The following is a 15,791-nucleotide window of genomic DNA, read 5'->3' on the forward strand; positions in this document are numbered from 1 at the left end:
AGATACCACCATGTCGCCGGTCCGGGGTCCTGTGGGCCGGGCCGGCAGCGACGCGTCCCACCCAAGACGGTGGTGGCGCCGCGCACAAGGGCGCCTGGCAACGCGTTCCGGGTCGGTCATCTCTCCTTCCCGCCCGTTGGCCTGGGCTTTCCCTGACGTTTCCGGACCCCGGCGGGGAGGAAACTCCGTTGCGCCGCATCCCCAGCATCGCTCAGGATGCCTGCATGAGCACGACGGGGGAGATCGCGCGGCGCGCGCTCACGGCACGTACGGGGGTCGCGGCGTGAGCGCGCGCCTGCGCGATCTCGCCCGGGAGACGGAGCGGATCGTGGCGGCGGGGCGTTACCGCGCGCCGGACGGCCGCGAGGTGTCCCTCCGGGCGGCGATCGACGCCGCCCGGGCGGGCACGCGGACGCACGGCCCGGAACCGGTCCCCGTCCCACCGCTCCGTCCCGTCGGCACCCGGATCGAGGTGACGGGCGAGAGCAGCCTGCAAGCCGCGCGACGACTCGCCTCCGGCCCGGACGGACACCCGGCCGTGCTGAACTTCGCGTCCGCGCGCAACCCCGGCGGCGGCTACCTCAACGGCGCCCAGGCACAGGAAGAGGCCCTGTGCCGTGCCTCCGCCCTGTACACCTGCCTGCTGCGGGCCCCCGCGTTCTACGAGCACCACCGCACCCACCGCGACCCGTTCTACACGGACCGCGTCATCCACTCACCCGGTGTGCCCGTCTTCCGGGACGACCGCGGCCGACTGCTGGACGAACCGTTCACGGCCGGCTTCCTCACCTCCCCCGCGCCGAACGCGGGCGTGATCCTGCGGACCGCACCGGAACGCGCGCGCGAGCTGCCGCCGGCCCTGGCGGTCCGCGCCGAGCGGGTCCTGGAGACGGCCGCGGCCCACGGCTACCGCGCCCTCGTGCTCGGCGCCTGGGGCTGCGGTGTGTTCCGCAACGACCCCGCGCAGGTGGCCGCCGCGTTCCGGGCCCTGCTCGAGCCCGGCGGGCGGTTCGCCGGGGCGTTCGCGCACGTGGTGTTCGGGATCCTGGACCGCACACGCGGCCAAGCGGTCCGCACGGCCTTCGACAGCGCGTTCCGCGGGGCCGCTCAGCTCCAGCCGTAGCGTTCCTGCAGGCGGCGCCGGACCAGGTTGAAGCGCATGCGGTCCAGGGCGCAGGCCTCGCGGCGCATGCCCGCCTCGTGGAGGCGCAGCACCCGGTCGGTGTCGACCCACGACTCCCGGCCGGACCGGTCCCACGGCCCGCTGCCGATCGGCACCCAGTCACGGTGCCCGTCGTGCGCCTTGCTCGACAGCTGCACCGCGAGCAACGTCCCGGCGGTCTCGCGGGCCACGACGAGCACCGGCCGGTCCTTGCCCCGGCCGTCCCGCTCCTCGTACGGCACCCAGGTCCAGACGATCTCCCCCGGGTCGGGGTCGCCGTCGGGGGCCGGCGCGTACTCGGTGCGCACCCGGCCCACTTCATGGGGCTCGGCCTCGGTGGTCGCGGTGGGGCCGAAGCGGCCCGGGACGTTCTCAGGGCTGTAGGCGGTCACAGCCGTACCGTACGGGACGGCTCTGGGCGGCCGTCGCCGTGGTGCGGGGTGGCTCTGGGCGGCCGTCGCCGTGGTGGGGGGTGGCTCTGGGCGGCCGTCGCCGTGGTGGGGGGTGGCTCTGGGCGGCCGTCGCCGTGGTGGGGGTGGCTCTGGGCGACCGTCGCCGTGGTCGGGGGTGGCTCTGGGCGGCCGTCGCCGTGGTGCGGGGTGGCTCCGGGCGACTGCCCCAGTGGTCCGGGGCGGCTCACGCGGCCGGTGCGTCCGCCGCGGGCGGCTGCGGCGGCCACGTCTCGTGCCAGCGCAGCTCCGCCTCCAGCTGCGCGGCCAGCGCCAGCAGCAGCGGCTCGCTGTGCGCCGGCCCGAGCAGTTGCGCACCCACGGGCAGCCCGTCCCCGACGAAGCCCGCCGGGACGTTGACGCCGGGCCACCCCAGCACGTTCCACGGCCAGGCGTACGGGCACGCGGCGATCATCGCCCGGTCGGTGGCCATCCCGCTCAGCTCCAGCAGCGCACCGATGCGCGGCGGGGGAGCGGCCGTGGTCGGCGCGAGCACGACGTCGTACGACGCGAAGAACCGGCCGATCCGGCGGTGCAGCAGCGCCTCCGCCCGCCGGGCCGCGCGCAGCGGGGCGCCGCCCAGCAGCCGCCCCATCCGCGCGGCGCCCCGGGTGCGCCTGTCGAGCAGTTCCGGGTGCGGCGCCTCGCTCACCCGCTCGGCGATCCCCGCGGTGGCGCGCGGCACGAAGGTCAGCCCGATCTGCCCGTAGGGCGGGTCGGCCTCCTCGACCGTGTGCCCGGACGCGGCGAGCCGCTCGGCCAGTTCCACCACCCGGGCCCGGATCTGGGGATGGAGCCGGGCCGGCAGCGCGGTGAACGGTGGCTTCAGCGACAGCGCGATCCGCAGCCGGCCAGGATCGCGGCGCACCGCCTCCGACGCGTCGACGGCTTCAGGACGATGCGGATCGAGGTCGTGATTGCCGCTCGCCGCGTCGAGGAGCAGGGCCGCGTCGGCGACCGTGCGGGCGAGGGTGCCGTTGACGGTGATGCCCTGGAAGGACTCGCCGCGCGGCCAGGTGGAGATCCGCCCGCGCTGCGGCTTGATGCCGATCAGATGCGTCCAGGACGCCGGGATGCGCACCGACCCGGCGCCGTCGGAGCCGAGCGCGGCGGGCACCAGACCGGCCGCGACGGCGGCGGCCGAACCGCCCGACGAGCCGCCCGGCGTGTGCGCGGTGTGCCACGGATTGCGGGTCGCGCCGAAGGCGGGCCCCTCGGTGAACGGCCACTGCCCGAACTCGCAGGTGTTGGTCTTGCCGACGATCACGGCCCCGGCCGCGCGCAGCCGGCGCACCGCCTCGCCGTCCGCCGCGACCGGCGGGAACACCCCCTGGCAGCCGAAGGCGGTGGGCTCGCCCGCCACGTCCATGTCGTCCTTCACCGCGACCGGCACACCCAGCAGCGGCCGCCGGACCCCGGCCGCCAGGTCCCGGTCGGCGGCCTCCGCCTCGGCGAGCGCGGCCTCGCCGCGCACGATCCGGAAGGCGTTGAGGGACGACTGCGTCGCCTCGATGCGCGCCAGCGTCCGCTCGACGAGGGCCCGGGACGTCACCTCCCCGGCGGCCAGTGCACGGGCGGTCTCCGCCAGGCCTGCGGCACGGTCGAACGACATGCGGGCACCTCCGGGAGCGTCTCTACCGAACGGTAACCTCCGGCGGCGCGGGACGGAACGACCGCGGCGGAACCGGCAGTTCACAGCGGCACGGGTGCCCCGAGGGGAGGGTGGTCCCGCGGTGCTTGAAAGCGGGCCGACGGGTAACCCGGGGGACGGTGGGGTCCGGCAGGGACGGCCGGGCCCTGCCGTGTCCCCGGACGACGCAACACTCCTGGGAGGCGGCGCCGTGACCACCGCACTGATCGTCATCGACATGATCAACACCTACGATCACGAGGACGCCGACCTGCTGATCCCGTCCGCCGAGTCCGTCGTCCCGGTGATCGCCGACCTGCTGAAACGGGCCCGCCGCCACGACATCCCGGTGATCTACGTCAACGACAACTTCGGCGAGTGGCGGTCGCACCACGGCGAGCTGCTGGACAAGGCCCTGTCCGGACCGCACGCCGGGCTCGTCGAACCGCTGCGGCCCGACGACGCCTCCCTGTTCGTCGTCAAGGCCCGCCACTCGATCTTCTTCGAGACCCCGCTCGGCTACCTCCTGGGCCAGCAGGGCATCGAACGGCTCGTGCTGTGCGGCCAGGTCACGGAGCAGTGCATCCTCTACTCGTCGCTGGACGCCCACATCCGCCACTTCCAGGTGGTCGTCCCGCACGACGCCGTGGCCCACATCCACACCGACCTCGCCGACGCCGCCCTGCGCATGATGGAACGCAACATGGGCGCCCGGGTGTGCGAGAGCGGAGAACTGTGGAACTGAACCGACCCCCGCCGGACCGGCCCCCGCCGGACCGACCCAGGACGGACCGTCTCCCCGCCGAGCTGCGGCCCTACCTGGCCGAGCTGGTCCACCGCACGCGCGCCGTCTGCGGCCCCGACCTGGTGAGCGTCCTCGTCGTCGGCTCCGTGGCGCTCGGCGACTACCGGCACGGGCGCAGCGACGTCGACGTGACCGTCGTCGTGGCCCCGTCCCTGCCCGCCCGGGCGCTGCGCGAGCTGCCCGTCGCCCTCGCCCACCCCGCCCTGCCCTGTCCCGCCGCCGGACTCGAACTCGTCGTGTACGACGCCGACTTCGCGGCCCGCCCGTCCGGCGAGGCCGGATACCTGCTCGACCTCGACACCGGCGAGGCACTCCCCGGGAAGGTGAGCTACGACCCGCGCGAGTCCCCGTCCTTCTGGTACGTCATCGACCGCTCAGTCGCACGCCAGTCCGGACACGCGCTGTACGGCCCGCCCGCGCGGGAGGTCATCGCGGCGCCGGACGCCCCCGCGCTGTTCGCCGTACTCCGCGCCTCCGTCCGCGAACACGCCGGCGGTGAGGGGCATCTGGCGGACAACCGGGTGCTCAACGGCTGCCGCACCGTGATGTTCTGCCGCACCGGCCGCTGGCTGCCCAAGCGCCGGGCGGCGGAGGCGGTGGCCGGCACCGAGCCGGAGTTCCGGCCCCTTCTCGAGGCCGCGCTGCACAGCTTCGAACGCCCCCGCGGTGACGCCCTCCTGCTGCCGCCGGAAGAGGTGCGCCGCTTCCTGGAACGAGTGGCCGCACACGTGGAGGAGGCGGCCTCCCGCGCCGACGCGCCGCCTCGCTGACCACCGGAACCGCCCCTACAATCCTGGCGACTCGTCGGGAGAGCCGCCATGGAAACGATCATCGTGCAGCTGCCGGATCCCGCGGGCCCGCGGGACGTCGCGAGCCCGGCCGAGGGCGGGGCCCGCAAGCCCGAGCTGCTGCATCTCGGGCCCGGTGACATCGTCGGCTTCGGCCGCGGGCTGCCCGGCGGCGGGGGCGTGGCCATCGCGCTGAGCGACCCCGGAATCTCCCGCCACGCAGGCCAGCTGGAGGCGGCCGGCGACTACTGGCGGCTGTCCAACTTCAGCCGCAGCGTCTCCTACGTGGTGGAGAACCTGGAGGGCGCCGGCGAGTACATCACCGTCGCACCGGGCCGGCTCGGCGCGCCCGTCCCCTTCGAGTTCTCCCGTGTGGTGCTGCCCGCGCTGAACGGGACCGCCTCCTTCAAGGTCTTCGCCCCCCAGCACGCCTATCTGGGCGAGCGGTCCGCCGACGGCACCGGCGAACAGACCGTCCACCCGTTCGCGCTGGACCTCACGTCGAAGTACTTCCTCGTGCTCGTCGCACTGTGCGAGCCCCGGCTGCGTGACCCCTCCGACTCCGCGCTGCCCGGCGTCGGGGAGATCGTGGAACGGCTGCGGCCCCTTCGGTCCTGCCGCGACCTGACCCGTTCCGCGGTGAACTACCACATCGACTATCTGGCCTTCACCAAGCTGCGCCTGGACCTGGGCGAGGAGGCGGGCCCTCCCGACGGCGGCGCCCGCACCGGCGCCAAGCGGGCCCGTCTGGCCTCGGTCGCCCTGCGCTTCGGCCTGGTCCGCGAGGAGCATCTCGCCCTGCTGCCGCGCAGGACCAGGTTCTGACCCTGATATCTGTCAGGTGTCGGGCGGGCGGTGACGACCCGTACGGTCACGAACACCGAGCGACGGCAGCGAGCCGTCGTCCGGTGCCACCACACCGCCGACACAGGAAAGAGGGACCATGAGCCGCCGTTCGCTCAGGACTCTGCTGGCCGCCGGGGGCGCCGCCGCAGTGATGGCGCTCCTGCCCACCTCCGCCCAGGCCGCCCCGTACTCGGGCGGGAACTACGGTGCCTACGGCATGGAGGGGCAGTACCCCACCATCTCCAGCTGCTCGGGAACCTTCCGGCAGGTCGGGGCCACCCGGTACGCCGAGGGCATGGCCCTGAAGTACTTCTACTCGGACAAGTGCGGTTCCTTCGCCCGCATCGAGAACTCGCGCGCCAACTGCTCCGCGGTGCTGGAGCGTTCGAACAACGGGGTGGGCCGCGCCGACGGCTGGGTCGCCGAGACCGTCGACCCCGGCATCACCTACGCCTACACGATGATCGGCAACAACCTCCACGGCCGGGTCTCCCGGGCCATGCTCACCTGCGACGGCCACGTCCTGGCCACGACGGGCTGGTACTGAGCGCCGAACCAGCAGGACAGGCACCGCACCGAGAAGGGCCTTGTGGGCGGCCACCGTGACTCCGGTGGCCGCCCACACGCCGTCGTGCCCCCGGTCAGCAGTACCCCATCGGCCCCGAGTCCGTGTAGTACACGTAGTTCACGCTGACCCATCCGGTGACGTTCCCCCGGTGCGCGGTGAGGTAGATCCAGTTGCCGTCCGCGTTCCAGCAGTGCGCCGTGAACCTCTCCCCGAAGTAGCCCTTGCCGAGGATGGTGCCGTTGACGGGCCGGCTGCGGATGTTGACGCCGTCACCGAGGAAGTACCCGCCCCGGGACTGCACCTGCTGCGTGCCGGTGGTGGTGCCGGCCGGCCCCTCCAGAGCGCTCGCCGACACCGGGACCAGCGCCAGTGCGGCGCCGGCCACGGCCGTGCCCAGCAGGCGCCGGGCGCGCCTCAGCCTGTCCATGACGTCCTCCCTTCTCGTGCTTCTCCGTGCTTCTGCGTACGTCCCGGTGAGCCGCTCAGCAGTCGGGGACGCCCGCGATCTTCTGGCCGCCGCGCAGGTAGAGGTTGTTCACCCAGGCGATGTCGCTGCCGGCGAACTCCTGGACGGCGGTCCACCAGTTGTTGGTGCCCACGGCGGGGTCGGTGACGGTCTCGCCCCGCGTCTGGCACACCGCGTCCAGCCAGTACTTCGACCGGACCGCCAGGACGTTGGACTGCCGGGTCGGGCGCTCGCGCAGGTTGACGTTCGTGGCCCAGATGTAGACGTCGGTGAGCGTCGGGTCGCCGCCGGCCGGCGCGGCGGGGGCCGCGGGCGCGGCCTGCGCGGTGGCGGTCAGGCCGCCGGCGGTGAGTGCCGCCGCGACCAGTGCGGTGGCGGTACGACGGGTCAGATGCTTCATGGTTGTCCCCCGGACATCGACGATGCGTGCCTTGCCTGCGGCTGCGACCGGCGGGTCGCCGGACCGGGCCGCCGCTACCGCACCCTAGGGAGCCGCGGGGCTGCTGTGTTCCTGACAGATGTCAGGGAGCGCGGGTATCCTCACTCGCGCGGCATCGCGTGTCGGTCACCGGCCGGGTGAGGCATGGAGGTGCCGCGGATGCCCGTGGAGGCATTGACTTCATGTCAGTCGAGTTCAACCACACCATCGTTCTCACCCGTGATCGGGAGAAGTCCGCCCGTTTCCTCGCCCGGATCCTGGGCCTGGAGGTCGGGGAACCGGCCGGAATGTTCCTGCCGGTGACGACCGCCAACGGCGTCACCCTGGACTTCGCGGCCGTCGACGCCGACATCCCCGTGCAGCACTACGCGTTCCTCGTCTCCGAGGACGAGTTCGACGCGATCCTCGCCCGGCTCGTGGATTCCCGTGTCCCGATCCAGGCGGACCCGCACGGCCGGCACCCTCGCCGGATCAACCGCAACGACGGCGGCCGGGGAGTGTACTTCGCGGATCCGGCCGGCCACGGCCTGGAGGTCATCACCCGCCCCTACGGCAGTGACCCGGCCTCACCCCTGAACGGCGTCACGGAGGACGTCCCCGGGGCCGTCTGAGCGAGCCCCGTCCTCGGAGCCGCTGCCGTCGTCCGCGCGGGGGAGCAGCGGCACCGTGGCCAGGAGCAGGCAACCGGCGAGGGCGATCGCCGTCCGGGTCCCGACGAGGGCGGCCAGCAGGCCCCACAGGGCGGTCAGGGCGGCGATCGCGGCCTTGCCGGACGCCGACCAGGCCGACAGCGTACGGGCGACCCGGTCCGTCGGGGTCCGCACCAGGCGTTCGGTGGCCAGCACCGGGTTGAACACCCCCACGCACGTGATCAGCCCGAACTCGACCACCATCACCAGCACCAGCCCCGCCGTGCCCGGCCCGATGAACACCAGCCCGAGCGGCCAGCACGCCCGCAGCGCCCCCGCCGTGCGCAGCACCCGGTGCCGCCCGTACCGCGCCACCAGGCGCGGCGACAGCCGGGAGCCGATCAGCCCGCCGAGACAAGGCACGGCGAAGGCCAGTGCGTACTGCCAGGGCGCGAAGCCGAGCGGGCCGACCATGAGCACGATCAGCAACGGTGAGGTCGCCATGATCAGCCCGTTCACCAGGACCGTGTTGAGGAACAGCGGGCGCAGCGCCACGCTGCCGAGGATGTACCGCCAGCCGGCGAGCAGCTCACCGGCCCGCAGCCGGGACCGTGCGACGGGGCGCGCCGGCTTCTCCTCCGCCGCGCCGATCGCGCCGAGGGCGCCCGCCGAGAGCAGATAGCTGACCGCGTCGGCCACCACTGTCGTCACCGGCCCGAACCAGCCCATCGCCGCCCCGCCGAGCGGCGGCCCGAGCATCGTGGTGGTCCAGGTCGTCGCCTCGAGCCGCCCGTTCGCGACGAGCAGTGCCTCCTTCGTCAACAGCCCCTTCAGGAAGGCGCCCGCGGCGGCGTTGAAGGTGATGTCCGCCGCGGCCACCACGACCGACACCACCAGCAGCTGCCCCAGGGTGAGCCGGCCGAGGGCGTACGCGACGGGGATGCTCACCAGCACACCGCACCGCACCAGGTCCGCCGCGATCATCACCGGCCGTTTGCGGCGGAACTCCACCCACGGGCCGAGCGGCACCGCCAGGACCGCGCCGACCAACGGTCCGGTCGCCGCCAGCAGCGACACCTCCGCCGGTCCGGCGTCCAGCACCAGAACCGCGATCAGCGCGAACGCGTCGAACGCCAGACGCGTGCCGAAGGCGCTCACCCCGTACGCCGCCCACAGCCACCCGAACCGCCGCCCCGGGCCCCCGCGCGCCCCGCCCTCTCCCGCCACCCGGCACATCCAAGCGACCGGAGACCGCGGGGGCAAAACGAGGCCGGTTTACCGGCCCCGCAGCGGGCTACGCGGCGGACACGGGGATTTTCCGGCAGTCCAGTACCGGGGAGGTGCCCATGACCCGGCGGATACGGGACGTGATGTCGCCGGACACCGCGTCCGTCGAACCCATGACCACGGTGGCGCGGGCGGCGCGGCTGATGCGCGACAGGGACATCGGTGACGTCCTCGTGGCCTACGACTGCGATCTGTTCGGTGTGCTCACCGACCGCGACATCGTGCTGCGGGCGGTCGCGGAGGGCAGCGACCCGGAGGCCACCACGGTCGGCTCCCTGTGCACCCGTCCGCCGCTGGTGACGCTCACCCCGGAGGACACCACCGACCACGCCGTCGAGCTGATGCGGGAACACGCCGTACGCCGTCTGCCCGTCGTCGAGCGCGGCGGCTGCCCGGTGGGCGTCGTCAGCCTCGGCGACCTCGCCGCCACCGAGGACCCGCACTCGGCGCTGGCGGACATCAGCAGGGCGGCACCCACCCGCTGACGGCCCGCGCCGGGTGGCTCAGCGCCGGTACAGGCCCACCAGCGTGCCCTCGGCGAGCCGCGCCTTCCCGACCGCCTCGTGCACCTCGTCCGCGCGGGGCGCTTCGGGCAGGGCGGACGGCTCGGACAGGGCGTACAGCCGGAAGACGTAGTGGTGCGCCTCGTCGCCCGGAGGGGGATGCGGTCCGCCCCAGCCGCGCTCGCCGTAGCCGTTGACGAGCTCGGTCCCGCCCGGCGGGGCCTGCCCCTCGCCGACCCCGTCGCAGCGCGGGTCGATCCCGGCCACGAGCCAGTGCACGAACGTGCCCGAGGGGGCGTCGGGATCCTCGCAGAGCAGCACCAGCTCCGCCGCGTCGTCCGGTACGCCGCTCCACCGCAGCGGAGGGGAGACGTTCGCCGCCTCGTACGCATACCGGCGCCCGATGAAGGTGTGGTCCTGGAAGGCGTCACTGCCGATGTCGATGCCGGTCATGTGCCCCGGTGTACCCCCACGGCCGCCGGACATGCGACGCGTCGGCGTCCCGCGCGCAGGGCCTCACGCGTCCACGGTGACCGCGCAGGACCACCCGTACGGCCCCGGACCGATCCGCAGTTCCTCCCAGACGACGCTCGTCGGGACGTCCCCGGTGACCCGCACGTCCGCGAGCCCTGCGACCGCCAGCCGGACGTCGAGACCGCCCTCGGCCTCGTCCGCCTCCACGTCCACCGGCACCTGCCCGTACACCTCCACCCGGAACAGCACCTCGTCCAGCAGCGAGGCCAGCAGGTCGTCGTCGCTCGCCACCTCCAGCCGGATCCGCCCCACCGAGCTCGGCCGCACCCCGGAGACGTCGGCGAAGCACTCCACCATCGCCACGACCGCCTCAGCCAGGCAGTTCTCCCGGCTCGCCGCCCACGCCTCGATGCGCACCTCGTCGTCGTGCGGCACCGTCCGGTGCCCGCTCGCACCCGCCGCGCCACCGTGCCCGTAGTCGCCCGCGTAACCGACCATGACCTTCGCCTGCCCGACCCGCGCCCACCCATGCCGGGCCGCCGCACCACCGCCCGAACGGCCGTCAGACCGGTTCGTCCGCGAGATAGGGCGGGGCGGGGTCGTACTGGAGGTAGCGGCGCACCTGGCGGGCGTGCTCGCGGCCGTGGATCCGGCCGACGAGCCACAGGGCGCTGTCGATGCCGGCGGAGACGCCCTGACTGGTGACGACGTTGCCGTCGACGACATAGCGGGCGTCGCGCACGACGGTCACGTCACCGAGGGCCTCGAGGGTGTCCTCGTGGCTCCGGTGCGTGGCCACGCGGCGTCCGCGCGCCGGGCCCGCGGCGTGCAGCAGGAAGGTGCCGGTGCACACGGAATGCACCCACTCGGCCCGCGCCGCCGCCTTCGCGATCCAGTCGGTCACCACCGCGTTGTGCGGCTGCACCGTGCGCGCCCCCTGCCCGCCCGGCACATGGAGGACGTCCAGCGGCGGATGGTCGTCGAGGGTGTGGTCGGGCAGCACCCGCAGGCCCTTGTTGCAGCGCACCGGAGCGGGGCGCTCGGCGATCAGCACGGCCCGGTCGCCGCTGTCGCGCAGCCTGGCGGAGACGGTGAACACCTCCCAGGGGCCGACGAAGTCCAGTTCCTCCGCGTCGTCGAAGACGAGCAGTCCGTAGGTCGTCATGCGAGGTGGTCCTCCAAGTCGTCGTCGCGCAACGGTCGTTGCGGCGTGGTGGAGCGGAAGCGCGAGCGGTAGTCGGACGGGGCGACGCCGATCCGGCGGTGGAACGTACGGCGCAGGGTCTCGGCCGTGCCGAAGCCGCAGCGGCGGGCGACGGCCTCCAGCGGCTCGTCCCCCTCGGTCAGCGCCCGCCGCGCGGCCTCGACGCGCACCTGCTCGACGAACGCGGCGGGCGGGAGGCCCAGTTCCGCGGTGAAGCGGCGCTGGAGGTGACGCGGGCTGAGCCCGGCGCGCGCCGCCAGGTCGGCGACCGTGTGCCGGGCGCCGGGGTCCGCGTGGATCGCGGCGACCGCGGCCCGCAGCGGGTCCGAGGCCGGCTGGCGCGACCACAGCGCCACGCTGAACTGCGACTGACCGCCCGGCCGGCGCAGGAACAGCACCAGGTCACGGGCCACCGCGTGCGCGACGTCACGGCCGAGATCGTCCTCCACCAGGGCCAGCGCCAGATCCATCCCCGCGGTGACCCCGGCCGATGTCCACACCCGCCCGTCCCGTACGAAGATCGGATCGCAGTCCACCCGCAGTTCGGGATGCTCCCGCGCCAGCTGCCGTCCGCGCCCCCAGTGCGTGGTGACGCGGCATCCGTCGGGCAGTCCCGCGGCCGCCAGCAGGAACACCCCGCTGCACACCGAGGCGACCCGCCGGGCGCCTCGCGCCGCGGCGGCGACCCAGGCGACCAGTGCCTCGTCGTGCCGCGCCGCATCCACCCCGCTGCCGCCGACCACCACGAGCGTGTCCGTGCCGGCCGGGTCCAGGTCCGCGACGCCGTGCTCGGCGTGCACGAGCAGCCCGCTGCCCGACCGGACCGGCCCGGCACGGCTCGCCACGGTGCGGCAGACATAGCCGCCGGCATGCCGCGCGGCGCCCTGGAACACCTCGTGCGGGCCGACGAGATCGAGCGGCTGGAGGCCGTCGAAGACGACGAAGTCGATACGGCGCTGGACACCGTGGCGCTGAGTCACCCCACCACGCTCCACCGGCGCGCGGCATGGCGTCAACGACACGCGTCCCACACTTCGCGCCATCGGCGGAAGGCGCCCGGCGCACGCTTCGCGCACCGGCCGATGGGTACGCGGGTGCCGATCAGGTGCTCCCGGCACGTAACAGGTCCCCGGCTGGAAACAGTCCCTGGCTGGAAACAGGTGCTCCCGGCCGAGAAGGAGAGGGAGGTGCACGGGCATGCGCTTCCGTGATCGCCGGCAGGCCGGCCATGAGCTGGCCGAGCGGCTGCGCGTGCGGCAGGACGAAGGGGCTCTGCCCGATCCCGTCGTCCTGGCCCTGCCCCGCGGCGGTGTCGCCGTGGCCGAGGAGGTCGCCCGGGCGCTCGACGCCCCGCTCGACGTCCTCGTCGTACGGAAGATCGGAGCGCCCTTCCACGAGGAGTACGGCGTCGGCGCCATGGCCGGCGACGAGGTCCCGCTCTTCGACCTCGACGCCCTGGGCCGACTGGGTCTGAGCGAGGCCGATCTCGCCCCGGTGGTGGAGCGGGAGCGCACCGAGCTGCGCCGCCGCGAGGCGCTGTACCGCCAGGGCAGGCCGGCCCCGGAACTGGAGGACCGCACCGTGATCGTCGTCGACGACGGCCTGGCCACCGGCTCCACGGCCCGGGCCGCCCTGCGGTCCCTGCGACGGCAGAGCCCCGCCCGGCTGGTGTTCGCGGCCCCGGTCGCCGCACCGGAGGGCGCCGAGTCGATGCGCAGGGAGGCCGACGAGGTGGTGTGCCTGTACGAGCCGGCCGGGTTCATGGCCGTCGGGCAGTGGTACGACGACTTCGAGCAGCTGACGGACGAGGACGTCCTGGCGGCGCTCCAGGGGCACCACGGGTCGGTGAGCCCGTAGCGCGACCCGGCTCCCGGTGTCTCAGATCACCGCGTCCGCGCGCAGCGCCTCGATGGCGGCGGGGGAGTGGCCCAGTTCCCCGAGGATCGCCTCCGTGTGCTCGCCCACGGCCGGCACCGGGTCCATGCGCGGCGGCAGTCCCGCGAGGTCGGCGGGCGGGAGCAGGGCCTCGACCATCGCGCCGCCGGGCACCGCCACCTCGCCCCAGCGGTCGCGGGCCGCGAGGACCGGGTGGTCGAGGAAGGCGGCGATGTCGTTGACGCCGGCGCAGGCGATCCCGATGGCCTCCAGGTCCTTCAGCAGCTCATCGGCGTCCGAGCGGGCGAAACGCTCGGCGATGACGACGTTCAGCTCCTCGCGGTGCGCCACGCGGTCGGAGCCGGTGGCGAAGCGCGGATCGTCCGTCAGCTCGGGCCGCCCGAGGAACTCGGTGCACAGCGCGGCCCACTCGCGCTCGTTCTGGATGGAGAACAGCACCTCCCGCCCGTCGGCGGCCTCATAGGTGCCGTACGGGGCGATGGTGGCGTGCTGCGTGCCCAGGCGCGGGGGCTGGTTGCCGCCGTAGCGGGTGTAGTAGGCGGGCTGGCCCATCCACTCGGCGAGCGCCTCGAACAGGGACACCTCCACCGGGTGCGCGGTGCCGGTGGTCGCGCGGGTGTACAGGGCGGTCAGGATGCCGCTGTACGCGTACATCCCGGCGGCGATGTCGGCGACCGAGATGCCCGTGCGGGCGGTGCCGTCCGGCGTGCCGGTCAGCGAGACCAGGCCCGTCTGGCACTGCACCAGCATGTCGTACGCCTTGCGGTCGGCCCACGGGCCGGTGGTGCCGTAGCCGGAGATCGTGCACGGGATCAGCCGGGGGTAGCGCCGGGTCAGCTCGTCGGTGCCGAGGCCCAGGCGGCCGGTCGCGCCCGGTGCCAGGTTCTGCACGAAGACGTCGGCGCCGTCGAGCAGGCCGTGCAGGATCTCCAGGCCCCGCGGGTCCTTCAGGTTCAGCGTGAGGGATTCCTTCGAGCGGTTGATCCACACGAAGTAGCTGGAGTGCCCGTGGACGGTGGTGTCGTAGCGCCGGGCGAAGTCGCCCTCGCCGGGCCGCTCCACCTTGATGACGCGGGCACCGAGGTCGGCGAGCTGCCGGGTGGCGTAGGGCGCGGCCACGGCCTGCTCCAGGCTGACCACCGTGACCCCCGACAGGGGATGTCTCTGCACGCCCGCGCCTCCGCTCCCGGCCGGGATCACCCGCCCCGGCCGGTTCGATTAGTACGGGTGTGCCCAGCCGCCTGTCAACGGCGGTCTCCGCCCGCTCACCGGCCCACCCCGCCGGACGGGGCGTCGGCGGGCCTGCTGCGGGAGACGATGCGGACGCCGCCGCCGTCGGCGACGCGGACCTGCAGCGAACCGCAGCCGCAGCGGGTCCATACCGTGCTGCCCGCCGCGGTGCCGTGCCGCGACACCACCTGGAACGGCTCCGCGTCGTCCGGCCATCCGCAGTGCGGGCATGCGGTGCCGGTCGTGCCCGTGCTGCCGGTCGTGCTGGCCATGGTGACTCCTCGACTCCTCGTGCGTGCGGTGTGGTGCGGCCGTCGATCGTCGCGACACCACCAGCGTGCGGCCTCCTGTCCGTACACGTCCAGGTTGACTTTGTGGACGCGACCGTGAAGCGTGGACTTCATGATTGACCTGCGCCGGCTGCATGTCCTCAGGGCGGTCGCCCACTACGGCACGGTCACCGCCGCCGCCCAGGCACTGCACTTCACCCCGTCCGCCGCCTCCCAGCAGATCCGTCAGCTCGCCCGGGACCTCGGCGTCGACCTGCTCGAACCGCAGGGGCGCGGGGTGCGGCTCACCTCGGCCGCGCAGAGTCTGCTGGCGCACGCCGACGCCATCCAGGCCCGCTGGGAGCAGGCCGAACTGGATCTGCGGGCCGATCACGGCGCGCCCGCGGGCCTGCTGCGGGTGACCGGGTTCCCGGTGGCCGTCTCCGTGCTGCTGGCGCCCATGGCGGCGCGGCTCGGTGAGCGCCATCCCCGGCTGTCCGTACGGATTCTCGAGGCAGGGGTGCCGCAGAGCTTCGACCTGCTCTTCGAGGGAGCCGCCGACCTGGCCGTCGTGGAGGCCACCCCGCACAACCCGCCGCTGAGCGACACCCGCTTCGACCAAAAGCCCCTGCTGAAAGACCCGTTCGACCTGGTGGTGCCCGAGGGACACCCGCTGGCGGGGCGGGAGCGGATCGACCTGGCGGAGGCGGCGCACGAGTCGTGGATCGCGCCGGTGCCGGAGAGCCCCTGCCGGCTGCATGTGATGTCGGCGTGCGGCGCGGCCGGCTTCAGCCCGGACGTCGTCCACCACGCCCACGACTGGAACGTGACCGCGCATCTCGTCGCCCACGGTCTCGGCGTGGCCCTGATCCCACGCCTGGCCCACCTCACCCCGCACCTGCCGATCGCCCGCGTGCGCTGCACCGGTGACCCGCACCGCAAGCTGCTCACCTGCACCCGGGGCGGCGGCCACACCCGCCCGGCGGTGCGTGCGGCCCTGGAACAACTGAGAGAACTGGCACCGACGGCGGTGGCCTGACTCGGGCTTGCCGCGCGTGCGGCCTCGGGCGGCGGTGGCCTGACGACCCGGGCCGCGCGTGCGGCCTGGGGCGGCGGTGGTTTGACTCGGGCTTGCCGCGCGTGCGG

At 74.0% G+C, this 15,791-nt stretch carries 20 protein-coding genes; 9 read left to right on the top strand and 11 right to left on the bottom strand.

Going from position 1 to position 15,791, the window contains the following annotated elements:
- The first annotated feature begins 283 nt into the window (after nucleotides 1-283).
- Nucleotides 284-1,123 carry a TIGR02452 family protein gene (locus tag AB0412_RS06115; protein WP_366401274.1) on the top strand — a complete coding sequence of 280 codons (840 nt, stop codon included), beginning with the start codon at nucleotides 284-286 and terminating at the stop codon, nucleotides 1,121-1,123.
- On the opposite strand, the gene AB0412_RS06120 is transcribed toward AB0412_RS06115, so the two are convergent.
- A complete protein-coding gene (locus AB0412_RS06120) occupies nucleotides 1,108-1,554 on the bottom strand; it encodes a type II toxin-antitoxin system PemK/MazF family toxin (protein WP_366401275.1) in 447 nt (148 codons plus the stop codon). The genes AB0412_RS06115 and AB0412_RS06120 overlap by 16 nt on opposite strands.
- 244 nt (nucleotides 1,555-1,798) lie before the next feature.
- On the bottom strand, nucleotides 1,799-3,223 hold the full coding sequence (locus AB0412_RS06125; protein WP_366401276.1) for an amidase: 1,425 nt from the start codon (nucleotides 3,221-3,223) through the stop codon (nucleotides 1,799-1,801).
- A 229-nt stretch (nucleotides 3,224-3,452) separates the two neighbouring features.
- Between AB0412_RS06125 and AB0412_RS06130 the strand changes: the two genes are divergently transcribed.
- From AB0412_RS06130 to AB0412_RS06145, 4 genes are all read left to right on the top strand, one after another.
- Nucleotides 3,453-3,986 carry an isochorismatase family cysteine hydrolase gene (locus tag AB0412_RS06130; protein WP_366401277.1) on the top strand — a complete coding sequence of 178 codons (534 nt, stop codon included), beginning with the start codon at nucleotides 3,453-3,455 and terminating at the stop codon, nucleotides 3,984-3,986.
- Complete coding sequence (locus tag AB0412_RS06135) at nucleotides 3,977-4,816, top strand: aminoglycoside adenylyltransferase domain-containing protein (RefSeq protein ID WP_366401278.1); 840 nt, start codon at nucleotides 3,977-3,979, stop codon at nucleotides 4,814-4,816. Before AB0412_RS06130 ends, AB0412_RS06135 begins: the two co-directional genes overlap by 10 nt.
- A gap of 48 nt (nucleotides 4,817-4,864) precedes the next feature.
- The gene (locus AB0412_RS06140; protein WP_366401279.1) at nucleotides 4,865-5,659 is read left to right on the top strand and encodes a serine/threonine protein kinase; all 795 of its coding nucleotides are present in this window, start codon (nucleotides 4,865-4,867) and stop codon (nucleotides 5,657-5,659) included.
- A 118-nt stretch (nucleotides 5,660-5,777) separates the two neighbouring features.
- Nucleotides 5,778-6,227 (top strand): hypothetical protein, encoded by a 450-nt coding sequence (locus tag AB0412_RS06145; protein WP_366401280.1) that lies wholly within the window; start codon nucleotides 5,778-5,780, stop codon nucleotides 6,225-6,227.
- A 94-nt stretch (nucleotides 6,228-6,321) separates the two neighbouring features.
- Here the strand turns inward: AB0412_RS06145 and AB0412_RS06150 are convergent, their stop codons facing one another.
- Both AB0412_RS06150 and AB0412_RS06155 read right to left on the bottom strand, forming a co-directional pair.
- Complete coding sequence (locus tag AB0412_RS06150; RefSeq protein ID WP_366401281.1) at nucleotides 6,322-6,675, bottom strand: hypothetical protein; 354 nt, start codon at nucleotides 6,673-6,675, stop codon at nucleotides 6,322-6,324.
- 55 nt (nucleotides 6,676-6,730) lie between these two features.
- A complete protein-coding gene (locus AB0412_RS06155) occupies nucleotides 6,731-7,114 on the bottom strand; it encodes a peptidase M23 (RefSeq protein WP_366401282.1) in 384 nt (127 codons plus the stop codon).
- 221 nt (nucleotides 7,115-7,335) lie between these two features.
- Between AB0412_RS06155 and AB0412_RS06160 the strand changes: the two genes are divergently transcribed.
- The gene (locus AB0412_RS06160) at nucleotides 7,336-7,764 is read left to right on the top strand and encodes a VOC family protein (protein WP_366401283.1); all 429 of its coding nucleotides are present in this window, start codon (nucleotides 7,336-7,338) and stop codon (nucleotides 7,762-7,764) included.
- On the opposite strand, the gene AB0412_RS06165 is transcribed toward AB0412_RS06160, so the two are convergent.
- The gene (locus tag AB0412_RS06165; RefSeq protein ID WP_366401284.1) at nucleotides 7,720-9,009 is read right to left on the bottom strand and encodes an MFS transporter; all 1,290 of its coding nucleotides are present in this window, start codon (nucleotides 9,007-9,009) and stop codon (nucleotides 7,720-7,722) included. The two genes, AB0412_RS06160 and AB0412_RS06165, sit on opposite strands and share 45 nt — an antisense overlap.
- A gap of 119 nt (nucleotides 9,010-9,128) precedes the next feature.
- Between AB0412_RS06165 and AB0412_RS06170 the strand changes: the two genes are divergently transcribed.
- Nucleotides 9,129-9,554 carry a CBS domain-containing protein gene (locus AB0412_RS06170; protein WP_366401285.1) on the top strand — a complete coding sequence of 142 codons (426 nt, stop codon included), beginning with the start codon at nucleotides 9,129-9,131 and terminating at the stop codon, nucleotides 9,552-9,554.
- Between the two features lie 18 nt (nucleotides 9,555-9,572).
- Here the strand turns inward: AB0412_RS06170 and AB0412_RS06175 are convergent, their stop codons facing one another.
- From AB0412_RS06175 to AB0412_RS06190, 4 genes are all read right to left on the bottom strand, one after another.
- The gene (locus AB0412_RS06175; RefSeq protein ID WP_366401286.1) at nucleotides 9,573-10,025 is read right to left on the bottom strand and encodes a YbhB/YbcL family Raf kinase inhibitor-like protein; all 453 of its coding nucleotides are present in this window, start codon (nucleotides 10,023-10,025) and stop codon (nucleotides 9,573-9,575) included.
- 63 nt (nucleotides 10,026-10,088) lie between these two features.
- Entirely contained in the window at nucleotides 10,089-10,544 is a 456-nt protein-coding gene (locus AB0412_RS06180) for an archease (protein WP_366401287.1), read from the bottom strand.
- Between the two features lie 64 nt (nucleotides 10,545-10,608).
- On the bottom strand, nucleotides 10,609-11,211 hold the full coding sequence (locus tag AB0412_RS06185; protein WP_366401288.1) for a DJ-1/PfpI family protein: 603 nt from the start codon (nucleotides 11,209-11,211) through the stop codon (nucleotides 10,609-10,611).
- A complete protein-coding gene (locus tag AB0412_RS06190; RefSeq protein WP_366401289.1) occupies nucleotides 11,208-12,230 on the bottom strand; it encodes a DJ-1/PfpI family protein in 1,023 nt (340 codons plus the stop codon). The genes AB0412_RS06185 and AB0412_RS06190 overlap by 4 nt, the downstream gene beginning before the upstream one ends.
- A gap of 217 nt (nucleotides 12,231-12,447) precedes the next feature.
- On the opposite strand from AB0412_RS06190, the gene AB0412_RS06195 reads away from it, so the two are divergent.
- Complete coding sequence (locus tag AB0412_RS06195) at nucleotides 12,448-13,107, top strand: phosphoribosyltransferase family protein (protein ID WP_366401290.1); 660 nt, start codon at nucleotides 12,448-12,450, stop codon at nucleotides 13,105-13,107.
- 21 nt (nucleotides 13,108-13,128) lie between these two features.
- Here AB0412_RS06195 and AB0412_RS06200 read toward each other — a convergent pair whose 3' ends face one another.
- Both AB0412_RS06200 and AB0412_RS06205 read right to left on the bottom strand, forming a co-directional pair.
- Entirely contained in the window at nucleotides 13,129-14,316 is a 1,188-nt protein-coding gene (locus tag AB0412_RS06200) for a CaiB/BaiF CoA-transferase family protein (protein ID WP_366401291.1), read from the bottom strand.
- 95 nt (nucleotides 14,317-14,411) lie between these two features.
- Nucleotides 14,412-14,648: a hypothetical protein gene (locus AB0412_RS06205; RefSeq protein ID WP_366401292.1), complete on the bottom strand. Its 237-nt coding sequence runs from the start codon at nucleotides 14,646-14,648 to the stop codon at nucleotides 14,412-14,414.
- 130 nt (nucleotides 14,649-14,778) lie between these two features.
- On the opposite strand from AB0412_RS06205, the gene AB0412_RS06210 reads away from it, so the two are divergent.
- Nucleotides 14,779-15,684 (top strand): LysR family transcriptional regulator, encoded by a 906-nt coding sequence (locus tag AB0412_RS06210; protein WP_366401293.1) that lies wholly within the window; start codon nucleotides 14,779-14,781, stop codon nucleotides 15,682-15,684.
- Nucleotides 15,685-15,791 lie beyond the last annotated feature (107 nt).

The organism is Streptomyces sp. NPDC052012 (genome assembly GCF_040689265.1).
GTDB lineage: Bacteria > Actinomycetota > Actinomycetes > Streptomycetales > Streptomycetaceae > Streptomyces.